Source organism: Vibrio sp. SCSIO 43009 (assembly GCF_023716525.1).
GTDB lineage: Bacteria > Pseudomonadota > Gammaproteobacteria > Enterobacterales > Vibrionaceae > Vibrio > Vibrio alginolyticus.
Map to the genome: position 1 here is coordinate 1642231 of NZ_CP071843.1, position 16958 is coordinate 1659188.

18 protein-coding genes are annotated in these 16958 nt (G+C 44.7%); 10 read left to right on the forward strand and 8 right to left on the reverse strand.

The window, feature by feature from the left end; all coding sequences use genetic code 11:
• Position 1: 1 nt before the first annotated feature.
• A complete protein-coding gene (locus tag J4N43_RS22845; protein WP_054576182.1) occupies positions 2-1177 on the reverse strand; it encodes an efflux RND transporter periplasmic adaptor subunit in 1176 nt (391 codons plus the stop codon).
• Positions 1178-1947: 770 nt separating this feature from the next.
• Here J4N43_RS22845 and J4N43_RS22850 point away from each other — a divergent pair.
• The 4 genes from J4N43_RS22850 to J4N43_RS22865 all read left to right on the forward strand — a co-directional run bounded on the left by J4N43_RS22850 (position 1948) and on the right by J4N43_RS22865 (position 5175).
• The gene (locus tag J4N43_RS22850; RefSeq protein WP_158159451.1) at positions 1948-3291 is read left to right on the forward strand and encodes an OmpP1/FadL family transporter; all 1344 of its coding nucleotides are present in this window, start codon (positions 1948-1950) and stop codon (positions 3289-3291) included.
• A 78-nt stretch (positions 3292-3369) separates the two neighbouring features.
• Positions 3370-4089 (forward strand): carbonic anhydrase, encoded by a 720-nt coding sequence (locus tag J4N43_RS22855; RefSeq protein ID WP_020841751.1) that lies wholly within the window; start codon positions 3370-3372, stop codon positions 4087-4089.
• A 79-nt stretch (positions 4090-4168) separates the two neighbouring features.
• Positions 4169-4720 carry a YtfJ family protein gene (locus tag J4N43_RS22860; protein WP_005480925.1) on the forward strand — a complete coding sequence of 184 codons (552 nt, stop codon included), beginning with the start codon at positions 4169-4171 and terminating at the stop codon, positions 4718-4720.
• 20 nt (positions 4721-4740) lie between these two features.
• Positions 4741-5175: a DUF2541 family protein gene (locus tag J4N43_RS22865; RefSeq protein ID WP_024701557.1), complete on the forward strand. Its 435-nt coding sequence runs from the start codon at positions 4741-4743 to the stop codon at positions 5173-5175.
• Positions 5176-5254: 79 nt separating this feature from the next.
• Here the strand turns inward: J4N43_RS22865 and J4N43_RS22870 are convergent, their stop codons facing one another.
• Together J4N43_RS22870 and yjjG are read right to left on the reverse strand one after the other, a co-directional pair.
• Positions 5255-5794 (reverse strand): NUDIX domain-containing protein, encoded by a 540-nt coding sequence (locus tag J4N43_RS22870; RefSeq protein ID WP_020834877.1) that lies wholly within the window; start codon positions 5792-5794, stop codon positions 5255-5257.
• Between the two features lie 51 nt (positions 5795-5845).
• Positions 5846-6520, reverse strand: coding sequence for a pyrimidine 5'-nucleotidase (gene yjjG, locus J4N43_RS22875; RefSeq protein WP_005374109.1), 675 nt, complete (start codon positions 6518-6520; stop codon positions 5846-5848).
• 138 nt (positions 6521-6658) lie between these two features.
• Between yjjG and J4N43_RS22880 the strand changes: the two genes are divergently transcribed.
• The 4 genes from J4N43_RS22880 (at position 6659) to J4N43_RS22895 (ending at position 9093) form a co-directional block, all read left to right on the forward strand.
• Positions 6659-7582: a LysR family transcriptional regulator gene (locus tag J4N43_RS22880; RefSeq protein WP_005384329.1), complete on the forward strand. Its 924-nt coding sequence runs from the start codon at positions 6659-6661 to the stop codon at positions 7580-7582.
• Between the two features lie 115 nt (positions 7583-7697).
• On the forward strand, positions 7698-8012 hold the full coding sequence (locus J4N43_RS22885; RefSeq protein WP_005497913.1) for a hypothetical protein: 315 nt from the start codon (positions 7698-7700) through the stop codon (positions 8010-8012).
• Positions 8013-8059: 47 nt separating this feature from the next.
• Positions 8060-8746, forward strand: a complete 687-nt coding sequence (locus J4N43_RS22890; protein ID WP_005497912.1) for a helix-turn-helix transcriptional regulator — start codon at positions 8060-8062, stop codon at positions 8744-8746.
• Positions 8747-8910: 164 nt separating this feature from the next.
• The gene (locus tag J4N43_RS22895; protein ID WP_021035913.1) at positions 8911-9093 is read left to right on the forward strand and encodes a hypothetical protein; all 183 of its coding nucleotides are present in this window, start codon (positions 8911-8913) and stop codon (positions 9091-9093) included.
• 1564 nt (positions 9094-10657) lie between these two features.
• Here the strand turns inward: J4N43_RS22895 and J4N43_RS22900 are convergent.
• Both J4N43_RS22900 and J4N43_RS22905 read right to left on the reverse strand, forming a co-directional pair.
• The gene (locus tag J4N43_RS22900) at positions 10658-11218 is read right to left on the reverse strand and encodes a sugar O-acetyltransferase (protein WP_130546479.1); all 561 of its coding nucleotides are present in this window, start codon (positions 11216-11218) and stop codon (positions 10658-10660) included.
• A gap of 129 nt (positions 11219-11347) precedes the next feature.
• Positions 11348-11746, reverse strand: coding sequence for an OsmC family protein (locus J4N43_RS22905; protein WP_005374132.1), 399 nt, complete (start codon positions 11744-11746; stop codon positions 11348-11350).
• A gap of 202 nt (positions 11747-11948) precedes the next feature.
• Here J4N43_RS22905 and msrB point away from each other — a divergent pair, with 202 nt between their 5' ends.
• Positions 11949-13091: a peptide-methionine (R)-S-oxide reductase MsrB gene (gene msrB / locus J4N43_RS22910; protein WP_053349375.1), complete on the forward strand. Its 1143-nt coding sequence runs from the start codon at positions 11949-11951 to the stop codon at positions 13089-13091.
• Between the two features lie 33 nt (positions 13092-13124).
• Entirely contained in the window at positions 13125-13271 is a 147-nt protein-coding gene (locus J4N43_RS22915; RefSeq protein ID WP_005374142.1) for a DUF2256 domain-containing protein, read from the forward strand.
• A 61-nt stretch (positions 13272-13332) separates the two neighbouring features.
• Here J4N43_RS22915 and J4N43_RS22920 read toward each other — a convergent pair whose 3' ends face one another.
• From J4N43_RS22920 to J4N43_RS22930, 3 genes are read right to left on the reverse strand one after another with little or no spacing between them, the layout of a single operon-like run.
• Positions 13333-14040 carry an SDR family oxidoreductase gene (locus J4N43_RS22920; RefSeq protein ID WP_053349376.1) on the reverse strand — a complete coding sequence of 236 codons (708 nt, stop codon included), beginning with the start codon at positions 14038-14040 and terminating at the stop codon, positions 13333-13335.
• Positions 14040-15584 carry a cryptochrome/photolyase family protein gene (locus J4N43_RS22925; protein ID WP_062730843.1) on the reverse strand — a complete coding sequence of 515 codons (1545 nt, stop codon included), beginning with the start codon at positions 15582-15584 and terminating at the stop codon, positions 14040-14042. Before J4N43_RS22925 ends, J4N43_RS22920 begins: the two co-directional genes overlap by 1 nt.
• The gene (locus tag J4N43_RS22930) at positions 15584-16915 is read right to left on the reverse strand and encodes a DASH family cryptochrome (protein WP_252094178.1); all 1332 of its coding nucleotides are present in this window, start codon (positions 16913-16915) and stop codon (positions 15584-15586) included. Before J4N43_RS22930 ends, J4N43_RS22925 begins: the two co-directional genes overlap by 1 nt.
• Between the last annotated feature and the right edge of the window lie 43 nt (positions 16916-16958).

Here is a 16958-nt window from a genome sequence, read left to right on the forward strand (position 1 = left end):
CTTAGAACCTCATTGGAGGTCGACGACGATCACCTCGGCTTGATGATTCTCCATCCATAGCATTGCCAAGAACAACTTGGTCGCCCTCCTTCAAACCTGAGAGAATTTCTGCGTTCACTTTGTTGTTAATACCCACAGTCACGGGCTTTTGCACCACTTGGCCCTGTTCAAACACTGGCACGGTATAGTTGCCTTTGCCGCCAGATTTTTGCAGGACTTGTGAAGGGACAATCAAGGTATTTTCCGATTGCTCAAGGACAATCGAAACTTGCGCAGTCATGCCGATGCGCAAAATACCTTGCGGGTTCTTCACATCAAATACAGCGTTGTAGTAAATGGCGTCGCTATCTGAAATGCTCAAATCGCTGTCATCGCCATCCATGATGGTTGGCCCCGGCTCAATGGCGCGCAATGTACCTTTAAACTGCTGATTCGGTTTGCCTAAAATGGTGAACAGCGCCGTTTGGCCGGGGTGAACAAAAATCACATCGGCTTCCGAAATTTCGGCTTTCACCGTCATCGTATCTAGCTTGGCTAACTCGATAATAGTTGGCGTGGTTTGATTGGCGTTTACGGTTTGTCCTTCTTCCACCGCGGTGTAGACCACCGTGCCATCCATCGGTGCGTTGATGGTGGTGTAACCGAGATCTAACTGCGCATTGTCGACGTTGATTTTGGCTTTCTCGATTTCGGCATCCAGTTGCGCTAACTCGGCTTTGTAGATGGCGAGCGTCGCTTCGGCATTCTCGTAATCAGCTCGTGAGCTCGCTTTCGCTGCCAACATGCCTTTTTGGCGCACGTATTCATAGTTTGCTTGTTTAATCTGCGCTTGCTTAGCCTGGTACTGAGCGTTGAGACTATTAAGAGACGCTTGGGCTTCTTTGAGGCTGTTTTGCTGAGTCAGGCTGTCAATCTGTGCAATCAAGTCCCCCTGTTTTATCTCATCCCCTAAGTTCACAGCGAGGCGTTGAATTTGCCCAGATACTTGCGCACCTACATTCACCAATTTGGACGCTTGCAACATGCCGTTAGCTAATACCGCCTTTTCGATATTGCCTTTGCGAACGACTTCTGTCGCGTAAGGAGAAATGGGTTCTGGACGTTGCAGATAATGATAACCACCAGCACCAATAGCAAGTAGGCCACACAAAACGAGCCATTTTTTATTGAGTTTCATAGCAGGAGTGAAGTAAATAATCGTTTTGATTTTATACTGCTATTTGTCTTAGCCGTACAGGGTACGAGACGTAAAGATAGGTAAATTAACGTCAAGATACTGAAGGAATAACTTCACTAACGTGAAAAATCCGAGATATTATAGTCACTTCAAAACTTTATCATTCAATAAATATAACAAAGATCATTTTTAATATAGAAATTCAAGTTATAAGTATTATAAACAAAACTTTTAAATACCAACAAACCAGTAAAATCCAAAATTATTCAACATTCCATCAATTTAAATTTCATTATGGCCATTTTTAATTATTGAATTTCAAGAGGAGTTAAGTGATAAGTTAAATAAAAAATACCCACATAACACAGGTAAGACCGAGAGGAGTGTGTCATGTGGGTTTAAACGATAGTTCTCTTGCTGATTCGAACTACCAACGTTGGGATGCAATGGAAATACAAATGACTCAGAGTTTCCATCACGGACACTTTATCGCTGGATTTCCCTCTATTTGTTAGGGAACAGTCAGTACAATAAAAATAGAGAAGTAATACCGCAAAAATAAAAATAGAGGTTCAGGATTTAATTTACACGTAAAATAACCACTATATTCACGCCATGAAGCATTAATAAATTCAACAATAAATATTTATTAAGTTAAATTTACTTATTGTCAGCACACTGTTAGTTTTACTCTTAAATGCACTGGTCAGATTTGTTTATTTTACTGATTTTCGTTGCAATACAACTTCTAATTAATTCATGAGAAAAACATGCAGCGACAATTAACTCTTTCACCGATTTATTTATTAATCGGGTTAGCCTCCTCGACGGCGTATGCCGGTGGTTTTCAAATTAACGAACATTCGGCGACGGGTCTTGGTCGTGCTTTTGCTGGTGATGCCGTCATTGGTGATAATGCGTCTGTAGTCAGCCGTAACGCCGCAGCGATGACGCTGTTTAAACAAAATGCCTTATCGTTCGGTGTCACTTACGTCAAACCTGACGTTACCGTTAAAAATGCGCAATATCATCGAGCTAACATTAATGCGGATGTCAATGTTGGTATGGGTGGTTTTCCTCCGTCCCCTCAAGCTGACATTACCCCGTCCTTCTCTCAAACCGTGACCGACATTGATGACGTCGATGGCGTTGGTCAACCAGCCGTTGTACCCAATTTTTACTTTATTCACCCTATCAACGACGACTGGTATCTAGGCTTATCGGCATATTCCAACTTCGGAACCGACATGGAGTTTAAACCAAACTATGGCGCACCTGTTTTTGGCGGTGTCACCAGCGTAGCGAGTGTCAACCTTGGCGCAAGCTTGGCATACAAGGTGAACGATCGTTTTAGTATCGGTGGTGGTATTGATGTGATTTACGGCTCTGGTGAGCTGTACCGCGATATGGACGTGGGTGTTTGCGTTGGTGGGAACATACTTGGAAACGAACTAGAACAACGCTGTGGATCCGTAAAAGGCAACGCACTTGATGTGGAAGCTTGCGGCATTGGGCTTGGCGCGAACATTGGCATGATGTACGAGTTTAACGAACGTCATCGCTTAGGTTTAAGCTACAAGCACAGCCCTAACATTGATGCCAAGGGTGACATCCACTTTGCTGGCGAATCGTACGACTCGCTTGCTATGCCGCTACCGGATATTGCGGAGTTTTCCGGTTATCACCGCGTCTTACCTAAATTTGCCCTGCACTATTCTGTGCAGTGGATTGGTTGGTCAGCATTTGACAGCTTGAAAGCTGATGATCAGTTGCTAAAAGATTTTCAGTGGCAAGACTCCGCGCACTACTCCATCGGTGCGACTTGGTACGCCAATGAACGTTGGACACTACGCACGGGTTACATGTTCGACAAAACACCTGTCGATGAGCTGACTTCGCTTTCTATCCCAGATTCGAACCGTCACTGGTTATCTGCGGGGGCCTCTTACCAATGGTCATCAGATACCACGGTTGACATCGGCATGACGTACTTGATTGGTGAAGATGTCAACGTAGAAGAGTACGCGTATGAAGGTGTTCCTGCACCGATGGTGACGGGCGTTACCCATTCAAATGCGTTCCTAATTGGTGCCCAACTCAGCCACCGTTTCTAATTCGTCAGGCAGTGATCAAACCTCTAGGTCATTGCCTTGTAACAACGCTTATCAAAGCGACCGAACAGAGACATTATTATGAACAAAACACTACTTGCTTTTTCACTCTCACTTCTCACTCTAAGCGCGGCTCAGGCTTCGGAATGGGGCTATGGCAATGACAAACACGGGCCAGAACACTGGGGAGAAATCGCCAAAGACTGCGCAACCACGAAAAACCAAAGCCCAATCAACATCGACAACCCAGCCGATGCAAAACTGGAAGCACTGAACCTTTCGTACACTGGTCAGGTCATTGGTTTAACCAACAATGGTCATACGCTGCAAGCGCAAGTGAACGGACGTAACAGCTTCACCATCGATGGCGAGACGTTCGAGCTGCAACAGTTCCATTTCCACACACCTTCAGAAAACCAAATCAAAGGCCGCCAATATCCACTTGAAGCGCACTTTGTACACGCCAACGCAGACGGCGAGTTGGCGGTAATTTCGGTGATGTTTGATGCTGGCGATCAAAACGCAGCGCTGTCTAAACTGATCAACGCAATCCCACAAGAGAATCAAACCACGTTCTTTAAAGATACTTTTGAGATTAATGACTTACTGCCAAAAACTGCAAACTACTATCGATTTAACGGCTCTTTAACCACACCGCCATGTTCAGAAGGTGTGCGCTGGTTTGTGCTTAAAGACACTCAAACCTTATCCAAAGATCAAGCCGCGAAACTGATGGAAGTCATGGGACAAAACAATCGTCCGTTGCAACCGCTAAATGCGCGCGTTGTACTTTCTAACTAAACGCCACATCCGATAAGGGGCATCGTATTTGCCCCTTATTTTGATTCGATCTAACCTCACTTCGTTACAGGAACCCCCAATGAAAACTCCATCTGTTCTGTCACTCTTACTCGCACTCGCCCCGACATTCGCCTTCTCTCATAACCTTTCTGTCGGTCAAACTACCCCATCCGTCAGCATTGATACCTATGGCGAAATGACGCTGCAAGGAGACGATGTGGCTTATCAACCTTGGGCAACTCAGCAGATGTTAGGCAAAGTCCGTGTGATACAAGCCATTGCAGGTCGTAGTAAAGCTAAAGAGATGAACGCGCCGCTGATGTCAGCAATCACTGCCGCTCACTTTCCTGAAGATCAGTATCAGACCACGACCGTGATCAACCAAGAGGACGCCATTTGGGGAACCGGTACATTTGTAAAATCGTCGGCAGAGGACAGCAAAAAGACATTCTCTTGGTCTTCCATGGTGTTAGACAAAAATGGCGTATTAGCAACAACTTGGGATCTGCAGCAAGAAAGTTCTGCGATTATCGTACAAAATAAACAAGGCGAAATTTTATTCGTGAAAGAAGGGGCTTTAACTCAAGACGAAGTCACACACGTCATCGAACTGATTAAACAGAATATCTAAACCTAAGGTAAGGAAAAGCTATGAAACTGTTCAACACCATCGCACTCTGTCTTTTAGCGGCTGTAGCCTCTTTCCAATCGGTTGCAGGAGACAACGATTGGGAGAAGATTGCAGATAAGACCGTCAGTTTTAAATCGGAAACCGACACAGTCAATCCACTGTCACCATTTGCTAACGCTCGTTTCAGCCACATAAAAATCAAATGTACACAAGGTACGGTCGATCTGAAAAGCGTTAAAGTAATCATGAAAGATGGTCAGGAAAAGACGTTCGACAGTTTAGGTGTTCTGACTAAAGGCATGTCATCAAGAAGCTTAAGCCTACCAACAAAAGATAACGCGAAGTTAGACAAAATCGAATTGAACTATGAATCGGTTGGCAGCACTGCGCTGCAAGTCGCGGGGGTGACCAAAAAAGCGCAAGTGGAAATCTTAGGTAAGAAAATCGACGAGTAAGCGATGGCTCAACGAGCTCACCCAAACTAAAAACAGCGGCACTAGGCCGCTGTTTTCATTAAAAAATTATCATGGATAACTAAATGAATTTCTTCAGCTTCGCCAAACCATAAGCAGCGATGGTGACACAATCTTTAATCGTACCGTCGATCATCATCTGTTCGAACTCCTCAACCGAAAAAGCACGAGTGATCAAATCCTCTTCTTCACTGTCGAGTTGATTGCCCACGTCCGTTAAATCACTGGCGAAGTAGACGTGACATGTCTGATTCAAAAAGCCGTATGCGATAAACTGCGCGCCGACATACGCCATGGCGCTCGCCTGCATACCCGTTTCTTCACGCAGCTCGCCTTTGGCAAGCTCAAGATGATCCGCATCTGGGTTTGATTCCCACGCCCCTTGTGGGATCTCCCAACAACGTTGACCTACGGTGTAACGGTACTGCTGAACCAAGTGAATCATCCCGTTATCGATAGCCAGAATCGCAGCACAATCAGGTTTGTCGACCACACCATAGATGCCCTCTGCGCCGCTCGGACGTAAAATTTTGTCCTCACGCACCGTCATCCACTTATTCTGGTAAACGACTTTGCTGTCTAGCTGTTTGATATCTGACATGATTATTCCTTGATTTTTCTGAGGGTTACTGCGGAATAATACCCGATTCGGTTACGCCACCAAAATGTTCTTTAGTTCACTCAAAGACTCAACGGTGTAATTTGGTGCGATACGCTCATCGACGCTTGCGCCTGTGGTATTTAACCAGCAAGTTTCAATACCAAAATTATTACCACCCAGAATATCGGAATGCAGGTTGTCACCCACCATCAGTACGCGCGTTTTGCATGGGTTGCCCATTTGCTGCATCGCGTATTCAAAAATACCTAAGTCCGGTTTTGCTACGCCCACTTGTTCAGAGATCACCACTTTATCGAAGTACTCAGTCATCCCTGTGCGCTCAAGGCGGATCGCTTGCAACTCTGTAAAACCGTTGGTGATTATGCCCATTTTAGCTTTGCCTTGCAGCGCTTCCATCAGCTCTTTTGCACCTGGCAACAAGCTGCAAATATCGGCCATTGCTTCTAAAAATGCGCTATTGAGATCTGCTGTTGTGGTATTCAGCTTCTCAGCCCACTCGGTAAAACGCTTATGTTTTAGCTCATCTGCCGTTACTTTGCCGTCTTGGTAATCCACCCAAAGCGGTTTGTTTACGGTTTGGTAATGAGCAAAATCTTGTTCAGTAAAATCTACGCCTTTGCGAGAAAACATAAGCTGCAAACCTTTGAAAGCATCAAAGTGGAATAAGGTTTCGTCAGCGTCAAACAGGATCCAATCGTACTTCATTTTCTTCTTCCCAAAATCAAGGTCGTAATACTGGTGCATAGTCTAGATTGTTTTCTTCTTGAAGATAATCTCTATAATTGGAAATTAATTGTATCCTTGTGCTCAACAATAAATGCTTCACGATAATAGGAGATTGATGTGAACGCGATTGCCTCCCTGCCCGTTTTTGTTGCTGTTGTCGAATGCGGCAGCTTTTCCCTTGCGGCCAAACAGCTGAATCTGACGAAATCGGCGATCAGCAAACGCATCAACCAACTAGAAGACGATTTGGGCATTCGTCTCCTTAATCGAACTACGCGTAAGCTGAGCCTGACCGAAGCGGGAGAACGCTATTTTGAGTACGCTTCTCAAGCGCTCAATCTGGCCCAGCAAGGCGTGGACGCGGTATCAGAACTGCAAGGCTCTCCACAAGGTCGGCTCAAAATTACCGTGCCGATGTCTTTCGGTGTACTGCATATCGCGCCTTTGATCAGCGAGTTTCTCGCTCGTTACCCGAAAATTGAAGTGGATTTAAACCTCGAAGACAAAATGGTCGATTTGGTTAAAGACGGTTTTGATTTGGGGATCCGTATTGGTGAACTCACCTCTTCCAATCTAATCGCAAAACGTCTCGCCCCTTGTAAAAGTGTGCTTTGTGCCTCGCCAGATTACTTAGCGGAGTTTGGAACACCACAAAAACCAAGTGATTTAGTCAGTCACAACTGCCTGCGCTACTCCTATTTCCGTGGCGGCGTCGAATGGATGTTCATCAACAACGGCAGCGAATACAAGGTACTTCCAAAAGGAAACTTTATCGTCAATAACAGCGAAGCCATTCGCCAGTTGCTGTTAAGAGGTTCGGGCATTGCGCAACTGCCAACATTTATTGCAGGGAGAGACTTTGCCGCAGGAAATCTAAAACCGGTGATGGAAGAGTATTCTCTACCAGAACACGCCATTTATGCGGTTTTTCCTGAGCGCAAGCACATGCCGTTGAAAGTAAGAGCCTTTATCGATTTTATCAGCGAAAAACTCGGCACAGATTTACCTTATTGGGATCGTTACAACAGCCCAGAAAAATAACCATATTGATGATAAGTGAGTGAGATTTCACTACTGACATGTTCTGACATTCCATCCGCGTAACCTTATTTGGAACTCAACAGGCAATCCGCCAAAACCAATAAGGAATCACAATATGGAAACCGTTATCGAAACTGTGCAATTTCGTCTAACCGCAGGCACAACAGAGCAAGACGTGATCGCCGCTGCCAAACAGTCACAAACGTTTGTGAAGAATCTGCCGGGCTTTTTGTACCGATCGCTCAGTCACGAAGCGACGGACGATGTGTGGACAGACATCATTTACTGGCGTTCAATGGACGATGCAAAACAGGCGGGAAAACAGATTAAGCAAGCCGTTGAATTTCAGCCTCTGTTATCAATGATTGACTGCGAAAGCTTCGAGCTTAAACATCACAACTTAAAAATGTGCAGTGAGCTAGAGAAGTAATCAGCCACACTACCACTAACAACCAGTAGGTCTAGATAAGGAACATCATGAGCAAATCAGAACGACTGTTTGAGCTACTGACGCTTCTGCGCGCAAAGCGTTACGCCGTGACAGCGAAAGAGCTCGCAGAAAGAATGGAAGTTAGCGAACGTACGATTTATCGCGATATTCAGTCGTTGCTCAGTTCTGGTGTTCCTATTCAAGGTGAAGCAGGTGTCGGCTACTTGTTGCAAGCTGGCTCTCATCTGCCGCCTTTGATGTTCTCAGAAAAAGAGATGATGGCGCTTGAACTGGGTATGCGGATGGTTCGAGCCTGGTCGGATGCCGAACTCGCCGAAGCGTCTCACTCTGCGTCCACCAAAATACTTTCGGTATTGCCCGATAAGCTCAAACAACAAGTGGAAGATTGTCCGCTGATTGTGCCCGATTATCACACCCAATCCGAGACTGCCAAACGAGGGCAGCTTCTGCGCCACGCGATTGATCATCAGTTTAAGGTCAGTTTGGATTACCAAGATGAAAGCGGACAAGTGACCGAAAGAAAAATCCAACCGTTAGGCCAGTTCTTTTGGGGCAAAGTCTGGACGCTGGTCGCCTGGTGCGAATTGCGCGATGACTACCGCCAGTTCCGCCTCGACCGTATCCAAGCACTGCGTATGCACGATGAAGAGTTTCAGAGTGCGGAAACCAAATCTCTCAAACATTATATTGCGCAGTATGAATCGAAAGATTGAGTGTTTTTCATCCCTTCATCACAAGGATTCTAAATTGCTCTGCTCAATGCGCGATATTTGGAAAGGCACATTTGGTTAAACTAATGTTTCGTTTTTAACAGATGCACAACAAACCTAAGATCGTTAACTTAAGTAGCACGTCAACCACACCGGAGCGTGAAGCTATGAAAGTACTGATTCAATACACCCAAGCAGGGAAATATCGAGATCAAGCGTGGGAGTCTTTAACTCTTCGATCTAAAGGTGATATGCAGGCCGTTACCCCTTCTTATGCTGCCCAACTTATCGAACAAAGCAAAGCGACACTTGTGATGACTGAGGAGCAACAAATCGTTATTCATCCATAACCGACTATTAGCCTTGTTTAACCAACCTTTGTTAGTTGTGCAAGGCTTACATCTCGCCATTTAAGTTTATCAATTTTATACACGACCAACTATATTTGGAGGTTGGCGTTAAGCATTTTTCCGAACATTGATGTTTGTTCGTTTAATCGTTCAACCTAGCTCAGGTGAAAAGCGAAAGTTACCTGATGTATCCCAAGAGGGGCCTAGGTGGTACCGCCTATTATCCTTCATAATAATATGGGTAATTATCATAAACTCTACAATGTTAGCACTTGTATTTTTTATCGCAGGTTTTTTATCACTAGCAAATCATGTATGACCTTCACTTATCCAACCAAGTTTAATATCACACTTTAAATGTAAAAAATCACATTAACAATTTCATACAAATAATAAATACATCAGCTAATTTGTAACTTTTTAAAATGAAAGTCTAGAATGCAAAAAATAAACCTTTTTAAATATAGTTTTTTGTTAGTATCTGCACAAACAAATTATTAGCTAGAGGTGCTCTGTGTCGGGATTACTTGAGTATAAAATAAAAACTCATGATAACTTATCATCAATTATATTAAACATGTATGGTGCTCCATATGAAAGGCTAAATTTATCACTTGATAATAAAAAGCTTACGAGTCTATTCGCATAGCTCGAAGTGGAGGATTACCTGCGAATGCTCATATAGTTAAACAAGCCGAAAAACTGAATAAAATAGCTCAAGCATCTAAAGTTGGCGGACATGTTTTAGTATGTGTTGGTCTAACGGCTTCCTGCATTCAGATTGCGAATACACAAGACCAACATGAGAAGAATGAAATTTTTGTTGAGTCAATAACTAGCACAGCTGTAGGAATGGGTACCAGCGCGTTAGTCGGTCTATTTTTAGTATCAAACCCTATTGACTGGGGGACTGCCATTGTACTCGCTGCCGGTACTACCGCTATTGGGTACGCCTCCGGTAAAGCAGCTGTGCTTACATACAACAACTTAGGCTCTCAGCCTGACTTAGTTTCAAAGACAAACTTGGGTGCCATATGCAATTAGTTTGGAATATTATTGGATACTTAATGTTTTCTGGAATATTGATTATTTTTCTCCAGACATTATTTATAGGTATCATGCATATTTTAATGCCAAAAAAAGTTGTCAATAGTTACTTTACAGAACCTTATTTTAACACTTTCGAACTAGCTCTATTTACGGGATGGCCTTACGCATTTTTCCGAACATTGATGTTTGTTCGTTTAATCGTCCAACCTAGCTCAGGTAAAAAACGAAAGTTACCCGATATCTCCAAAGAAGTGCCTAGATGGTACCGCTCACTATCAATTCTATTAATAGGAATAATTATTATAAACTCCTCTATGCTGATAGTCGTATTCTCTTCAGCTGGAATACTCGCATTAGTAGATAGTTTAAACCCTTAATACCTTATTGTTTTTCAAGTTCAAGTTGAAACTTTGAAGTTGAATAATGTAGAAATAGCTTATTTGGGCTTAATGTAACTCGGATAAGCTATATTCTTCTCGAAAGCTATATAATTGTCACAACGACGCTTGCTCTCTTACAATAATTCTTCTTCGTTGAGACGACGAATCAATTTAGCTGGCGTGCCTCCGTATAGACAATCTGGCGGCACATCATGGTTGACTACCGAGTTCGCCGCAATAACCGAACGAGCACCAATCGTCACACCTTGGTTAATGACGGAATTTCCGCCAATCCACACATCATCTTCAATCGTGATGGGTTTACAAAACGTTTCCCAACGTCGGCGACTGCGGTAATCAACAGAATGAGAAGCGGTATAGAATTGCACGCTCGGTCCAATGAGCACGTGGTTCCCGATGGTAATTTTGGCACCATCGAGCATGACCACGTTCATGTTGATAAAGGTTTCTTCACCTATTTCGATGGTCTTACCAAATTCACAATGAAAAGGGGACTGGACAATACAACGGCCTACCTTGCCAAATAGCTGCTTTTGCAATTCGTCGCGCTGACTTTCGTCGGTGTTATTATTAAGTGCTCTAAGTGCTTGAAGAGCATGGCTTCTAATGGCGTCAATTTCTTTGTCCATGCCATCAAAGACCTGGCCAGACATCATTTTTTCTAGTTCTGTCACTGGAAGACTCCTACAACCTGCAATTACTGCTTTCAGATTCTTCACAAGGTACGTGAACTGCGAAATAAAAAAAGAGAAAAGCCCGGACTTTTCTCTTTCCTGTTTTTATATTTTGTGGAGTCTGTCAACTTACACAATTTCCCAACTGTGGGTCATCTCAACACCTTCGCCTAGCATTAAGCAAACCGAGCAGTATTTTTCTAGCGAGTCAGCCGCCACTTTTGCTACGACTTCTGGGTCAAGCTCGTCACCTGACACTTCAAAGTGGATATTCACTTGCGTAAAGATACGCGGTGCGGTTTCACGACGCTCTGTGGTTAGCTTGGCATTAACTGACGAAACCTTTTGGCCTGCTGTTTTCAAACCATCAACAACATCGACAGAGCTACAGCCACCAGCAGCCATTAGTACCATTTCCATTGGGCTTGGTGCGGTTGCACCGCCATTGCCATCCATCACTACGGAGTGGCCCGACTGAGATTGCCCAAGGAATTTAAAATCTTCTATCCATTTAACTTCAGCTTGCATGATTTACCTCATTTAGCATCGCTTATTCAAGGCATCGTTGCCCTTACTAGCGGTGTGTTTCTTGTCGATACTTTAGCTCTATCGCATAAAAGGGCAACGGAATTTTCAACATTACTGTAATTTTTTCGCTCGGTTACCTTTCTCTATACGTAACACTTTTTATTTAAGTAACACTTTCTACAAAAATAACGATGAGGTAGCTATGAAGAATATGTCTAAGTTATTGGCCGGTTTCTCCTTCGCACTTCCAGTCTTGTTTCTACTATTGAGTAAAACAGGTACCGCCGATACGATGGATAAGCTGAAGGCTTCAGAGAATACAAGAATCGCAACGCTAGCTGGCGGTTGTTTCTGGTGTACAGAATCGGATTTAGAGCAACTGCCCGGCGTAATCGATGTTGTATCAGGTTATTCAGGTGGTCATATTGAAAACCCGACTTACCGCCAAGTCTCTTCTGGTAAATCTGGTCATATTGAAGTGATTGAGGTGAAGTACGATCCTGCTGTCGTGAACTACGAGCAAGTGCTGGACTACTTCTTCCGTCATATCGACCCTACCGACGATAAAGGTTCATTTGTTGACCGTGGTCCTCAATACCGTCCAGCGATCTTCTACCATAATGCGGAGCAAAAGCAGATTGCTAAGCAGTTTATGATGGAAATCGACAAGGCGATGATCTATCCAAAACCGTTGAAAACAGAGCTGATCGAGTTTGAAAAGTTTTACCCTGCGGAGTCGTACCATCAGGATTACTACAAGAAGAGTAGTCTGAAATACAAATACTATCGCTACGCATCAGGTCGCGATAAATACCTCGACGAAGTGTTTGGTGAAGATCGAAAAGAAAGTCCTAAAACGCTTCGACAGTTGATTGAAGAAAAAAAGCTGCTTTCGAAAGTGAAAGCGTACAGTAAGCCCTCTCAGTCTGAAATCAAATCAAACTTAACAGAGCTACAGTATTACGTGACGCAAGAAGAAGGCACGGAGCGTCCGTTTGATAATGAATACTGGGACAACAAAGAAGCGGGAATTTATGTGGATATTGTGACCGGTGAACCGCTATTTTCTTCTACTGATAAATACAAATCTGGCACAGGTTGGCCAAGCTTTACTCGACCAATTAACCCGGGTTACATCGTGGAGAAAACCGATTATAAACTGCTCTACCCTAGAACGGAGATCCGCAGTAAGTTTGGTGATTCACACCTAGGTCATGTGTTTAAAGATGGTCCGAAGCCGACGGGATTACGCTATTGTATGAACTCTGCTGCGATGAAATTTGTACCTGTGAACAAGATGGCGAGTTTAGGCTACGGCGATTACCTGTACCTATTTGATAAGTAGTTTTAACCAAATTAGGAGTGAACATTCAGCGCGATGAAAGGTTTTAAATCCAACCTTCCCATGAAAGTCTGTCCGGTCTGTCAGCGCCCATTTTCTTGGAGAAAGAAGTGGGCGCGAAATTGGGAGGAAATCGTTTATTGTTCTGAGCGTTGCCGAAGAAATAAATCAACGAAAACGTAGGTCACTCCGACCCTCTCTGGAGTATGTTATTTCATTTGTATTAACGTTTGTACGCGTTCTCTTACCAAGGTAATAACGTCCCATCATAAGCCCAAAACTCCCCGCTATCTTGCGGGGTTGCTTTTTCTATCAAGCCTAATAAATCCTTAGCAACTCGCTCTGGCGTGAACAACTTTCCCTCTGGGACATTGGTTTGAAAAGGTGCCGACAAAGCGGTATCTGTGGTGCCAGGGTGAAGTGAAAGCACCGTGCCATGTTTGACCACTCTTTGCCATTCGATCGACATGGTTTTTAGGAACATGTTTAATGCGGCTTTCGATGCTCGATAGCTGTACCAACCACCTAACTGATTATCGCTAATGCTGCCAACTTTGGCCGAAATGGTCGCAAACTTGGGTGCAGTACTGCGCTTTAGCTTGGGCGTGAAGTATTTCGCCAACAGCAAACTTGGCAAAGTATTAACCGTGATGGTTTGCTGAAAGAAGTCTGCGTCGAGCGAGCTAAGATTCTTCTCAGGACCTTTCTCTTGGGTGTGCAACATACCAACACAGTTCACCAACCAATCGACGTGTTCAATCTGCTCACTGAACGCTTTTACCTGCTCGTCTTGCGATACATCCACTTGATGCCAAACGACATTTGGGTGTTGCCAATCTGGTTGCTGCTTACGATAAGTGGCATGCACGCGAGCTTGAGGAAACCGAGCTGCGGCTTCTCTCACCATCGCCAAACCAATTCCACCATTGCCACCGACGATGAGTATTTCCATCACAAGTTCTCCACGTTTTCTATGTAGTGCTCTGCGGTATCAAGAATCGCTTGGCGTTGCTGTTCTTCCATGTTGTCCCAAGAGCGGAAAATCATCCCGATTCGTGGATTGGCTGCGAGGCGCTTGTCGTGCTTGTTCATAAAGCGCCAATAAAGGCTGTTAAACGGACACGATCCTTCCCCACTCCTCGCCTTATTGTCGTAATGGCAACCCTTACAGTAGTCGCTCATTTTGTTGATGTAAGAACCACTCGCCGCGTAAGGTTTGGTGCCAACAATGCCGCCATCCGCAAACAATGCCATGCCACGTGTGTTCGGCATTTCGACCCATTCAATCGCATCAACATAGATACCGAGATACCACTCATCCACTTGATCTGGGTCGATCTCGGTTAGCAAGCAAAAGTTACCAGTGACCATCAAACGTTGGATGTGGTGTGCGTAGGCGTAATCGAGGGACTGCCCAATCGCATTGCGCATACAGGCCATTTTGGTTTCGCCACTCCAAAAGAAGTTTGGCAGCTTTCTTTCTGCGCCCAGCTCGCTCTTTTTCGGGTAATTAGGCATGTTCGCCCAATAGACGCCTCGAATGTACTCTCGCCATCCTAAGATTTGGCGAATAAACCCTTCGACTTGAGAAATGTCGATGTCTGCGTTGGAATTAAATGCCTTGAGTGAAGCATCAATGACTTCTCTCGGGTGCAGCAATTTGCTGTTAAGCGAGAATGAAATTCGGCTGTGATACAAGCTCCACTTAGCATCGTGCTGGCCTGTCATGGCATCTTGAAAACGTCCAAATAACGGCAGACAGACTTGGCAGAAATGCGCGAGTAAAGAGAGGCTTTGCGCGCGATTGATCGGCCACAACAAGTCTCCTTCAAGATTTCCGATGGTTTTGATGTCATGTCGTGCCAACCGATCAGTAATATCGCGCACGTCGGTACTGAACATCAAAGGTTGTGGCAGTTGTTCAATGTCTTGGGCTTTGAGCTTGTTACGGTTGTTGGCATCGTAATTCCATTTCCCGCCTACAGGCTTTCCGTCTTGCATCAAGATGTCGAAGCGCTTGCGCATGCGGCGATAAAAGTGCTCCATCATGATGTGTTTGCCTTGAGGAAACTGCGATTCTATTTCCTCAAACGGCAACAAAAAGTGTTCCGAATCGACACAACGCGTCACGACCCCATCAAGCTTTAGTTTGGCTAACTGCCCTAGTAAACGGTATTCATCCGGGCGTTGATATTCAAACTTACTTGCACCAACTTCGCTCACGTAGTGTTGCAAGACTTGCTCAAGATCGTCGAAGGATTGTGTGTCATCCAGTGTGAGATGCAGAACTTGATGACCTTCACTCTGACGCTCTTTCGCAAACTGTTCCATTGCAGAAAAGAACGCACACACTTTCTGAATATGATGCGTGACGTAAGTATTCTCTTGCTTGAGCTCCGCAATCAGGTAAAGCACTTGCTCATCCGGTTGCTGAAACCAAGAGTGCTCACTGTTAAGTTGATCGCCCAAGATCAATCGTACGGTTTCAAATTGCATTACGGTTTCTCCGGTGACGAAGCTTTGCCACTGCTGCCCATCACAATCGGCCAATCGACCATGTCTACACTATCCAAATGCGCGCCAGCACAACGACCTTGCCACCTATCGATGAACTCCATGTGCGGATCGTACATTTCGGTTTGCTTGTCGAGGTTGAATTGTCGTGAACCACGCGGATCAGCACCAACGCCCGCTAGGTATTGCCAATTTCCCCAGTTTGATGCCACATCGTAATCAACCAGTTGTGACTCAAAGTACGCCGCGCCATAACGCCAATCAAGGCCAAGCTCATGCACCAAACAACTAGCAACTAACTGCCTGCCACGATTCGACATATAACCGGTTTCATTGAGCTGGTGCATACACGCGTTCACGATAGGAAATGGCGTTTCACCTTTCTTCCATTGTTGGAAACGGTGCGCGTAAAAACTGGTGAGTGGTGCTTGATTTTGGATGCCACCGAATCGGAAGAGCTGCCGCTTGTATCGACGGGCATACCAATAAAAGTATTCACGCCAAAGCAGTTCGAAGTAAATCCAATAGGTTGAATCATTTGCACCATTCGCGGCTTCATAACCTTTCAACATGGCATAAATGGTTTTCGGAGAAACGCACCCATGAGCTAACCAAGGAGAGAACTTGGTGGAGTAATCCATGCCATCTAAACCGTTGCGTGTTTGTTTGTATTCACTGGCTAGTGTGGAAGCAAAATACTGGCGACAATGTTCAAGCCCGCGGCTTTCTCCACCATGAAACGCAGCTTTTGCGTCAAAGTAATATGCAGTAACGGAAGGAAGATTCACACCTAAAGGAATTGGAGGTAACGAACGGATACTCTCCTGGGGCCGAGAGATGTCTAAACCTTCAACTTGCTTTCTAAACTGCGTGAAAGTGGTAGGCAGTTGTTCTTCCCTTAACAGGGTCCGGATTGCTTGCTGTTTTATTTTTACATGAGAAGCGCCTTCAGCTACGCGATCTAACGCTTGTTGCTCATCCGAACCGGGAAAGGCGTCAGCATATATATGTGTGACGCCGAAGCGATTAACAGCATACTTGATTGCTTGATCGGGCGTTAGTTCAACCGCCCATAATCGCTGACCAAGGTGATTCAAAGATTGATTGAGTTCACTAAGCGATGAGTCGAGAAACTGCAATTTCGCGCGCCCGAAAGAGGCTTCCTGCGCAAAGTGATGCAAGTAAGGCGTCATTGAAGGGTAGCAATACAAGCAAATTAACTCGTCCATTTCTACACTGGCGCTTTTCAACAGTGGGTTGTCGTGCAATCGCAAGTCGTTCGTGAACCAATAAAGTCCTATTTTCTTTTTCAATTCGCACCCTTAGATGTTAATTCTTCGTCTACGAGTTCTTTTC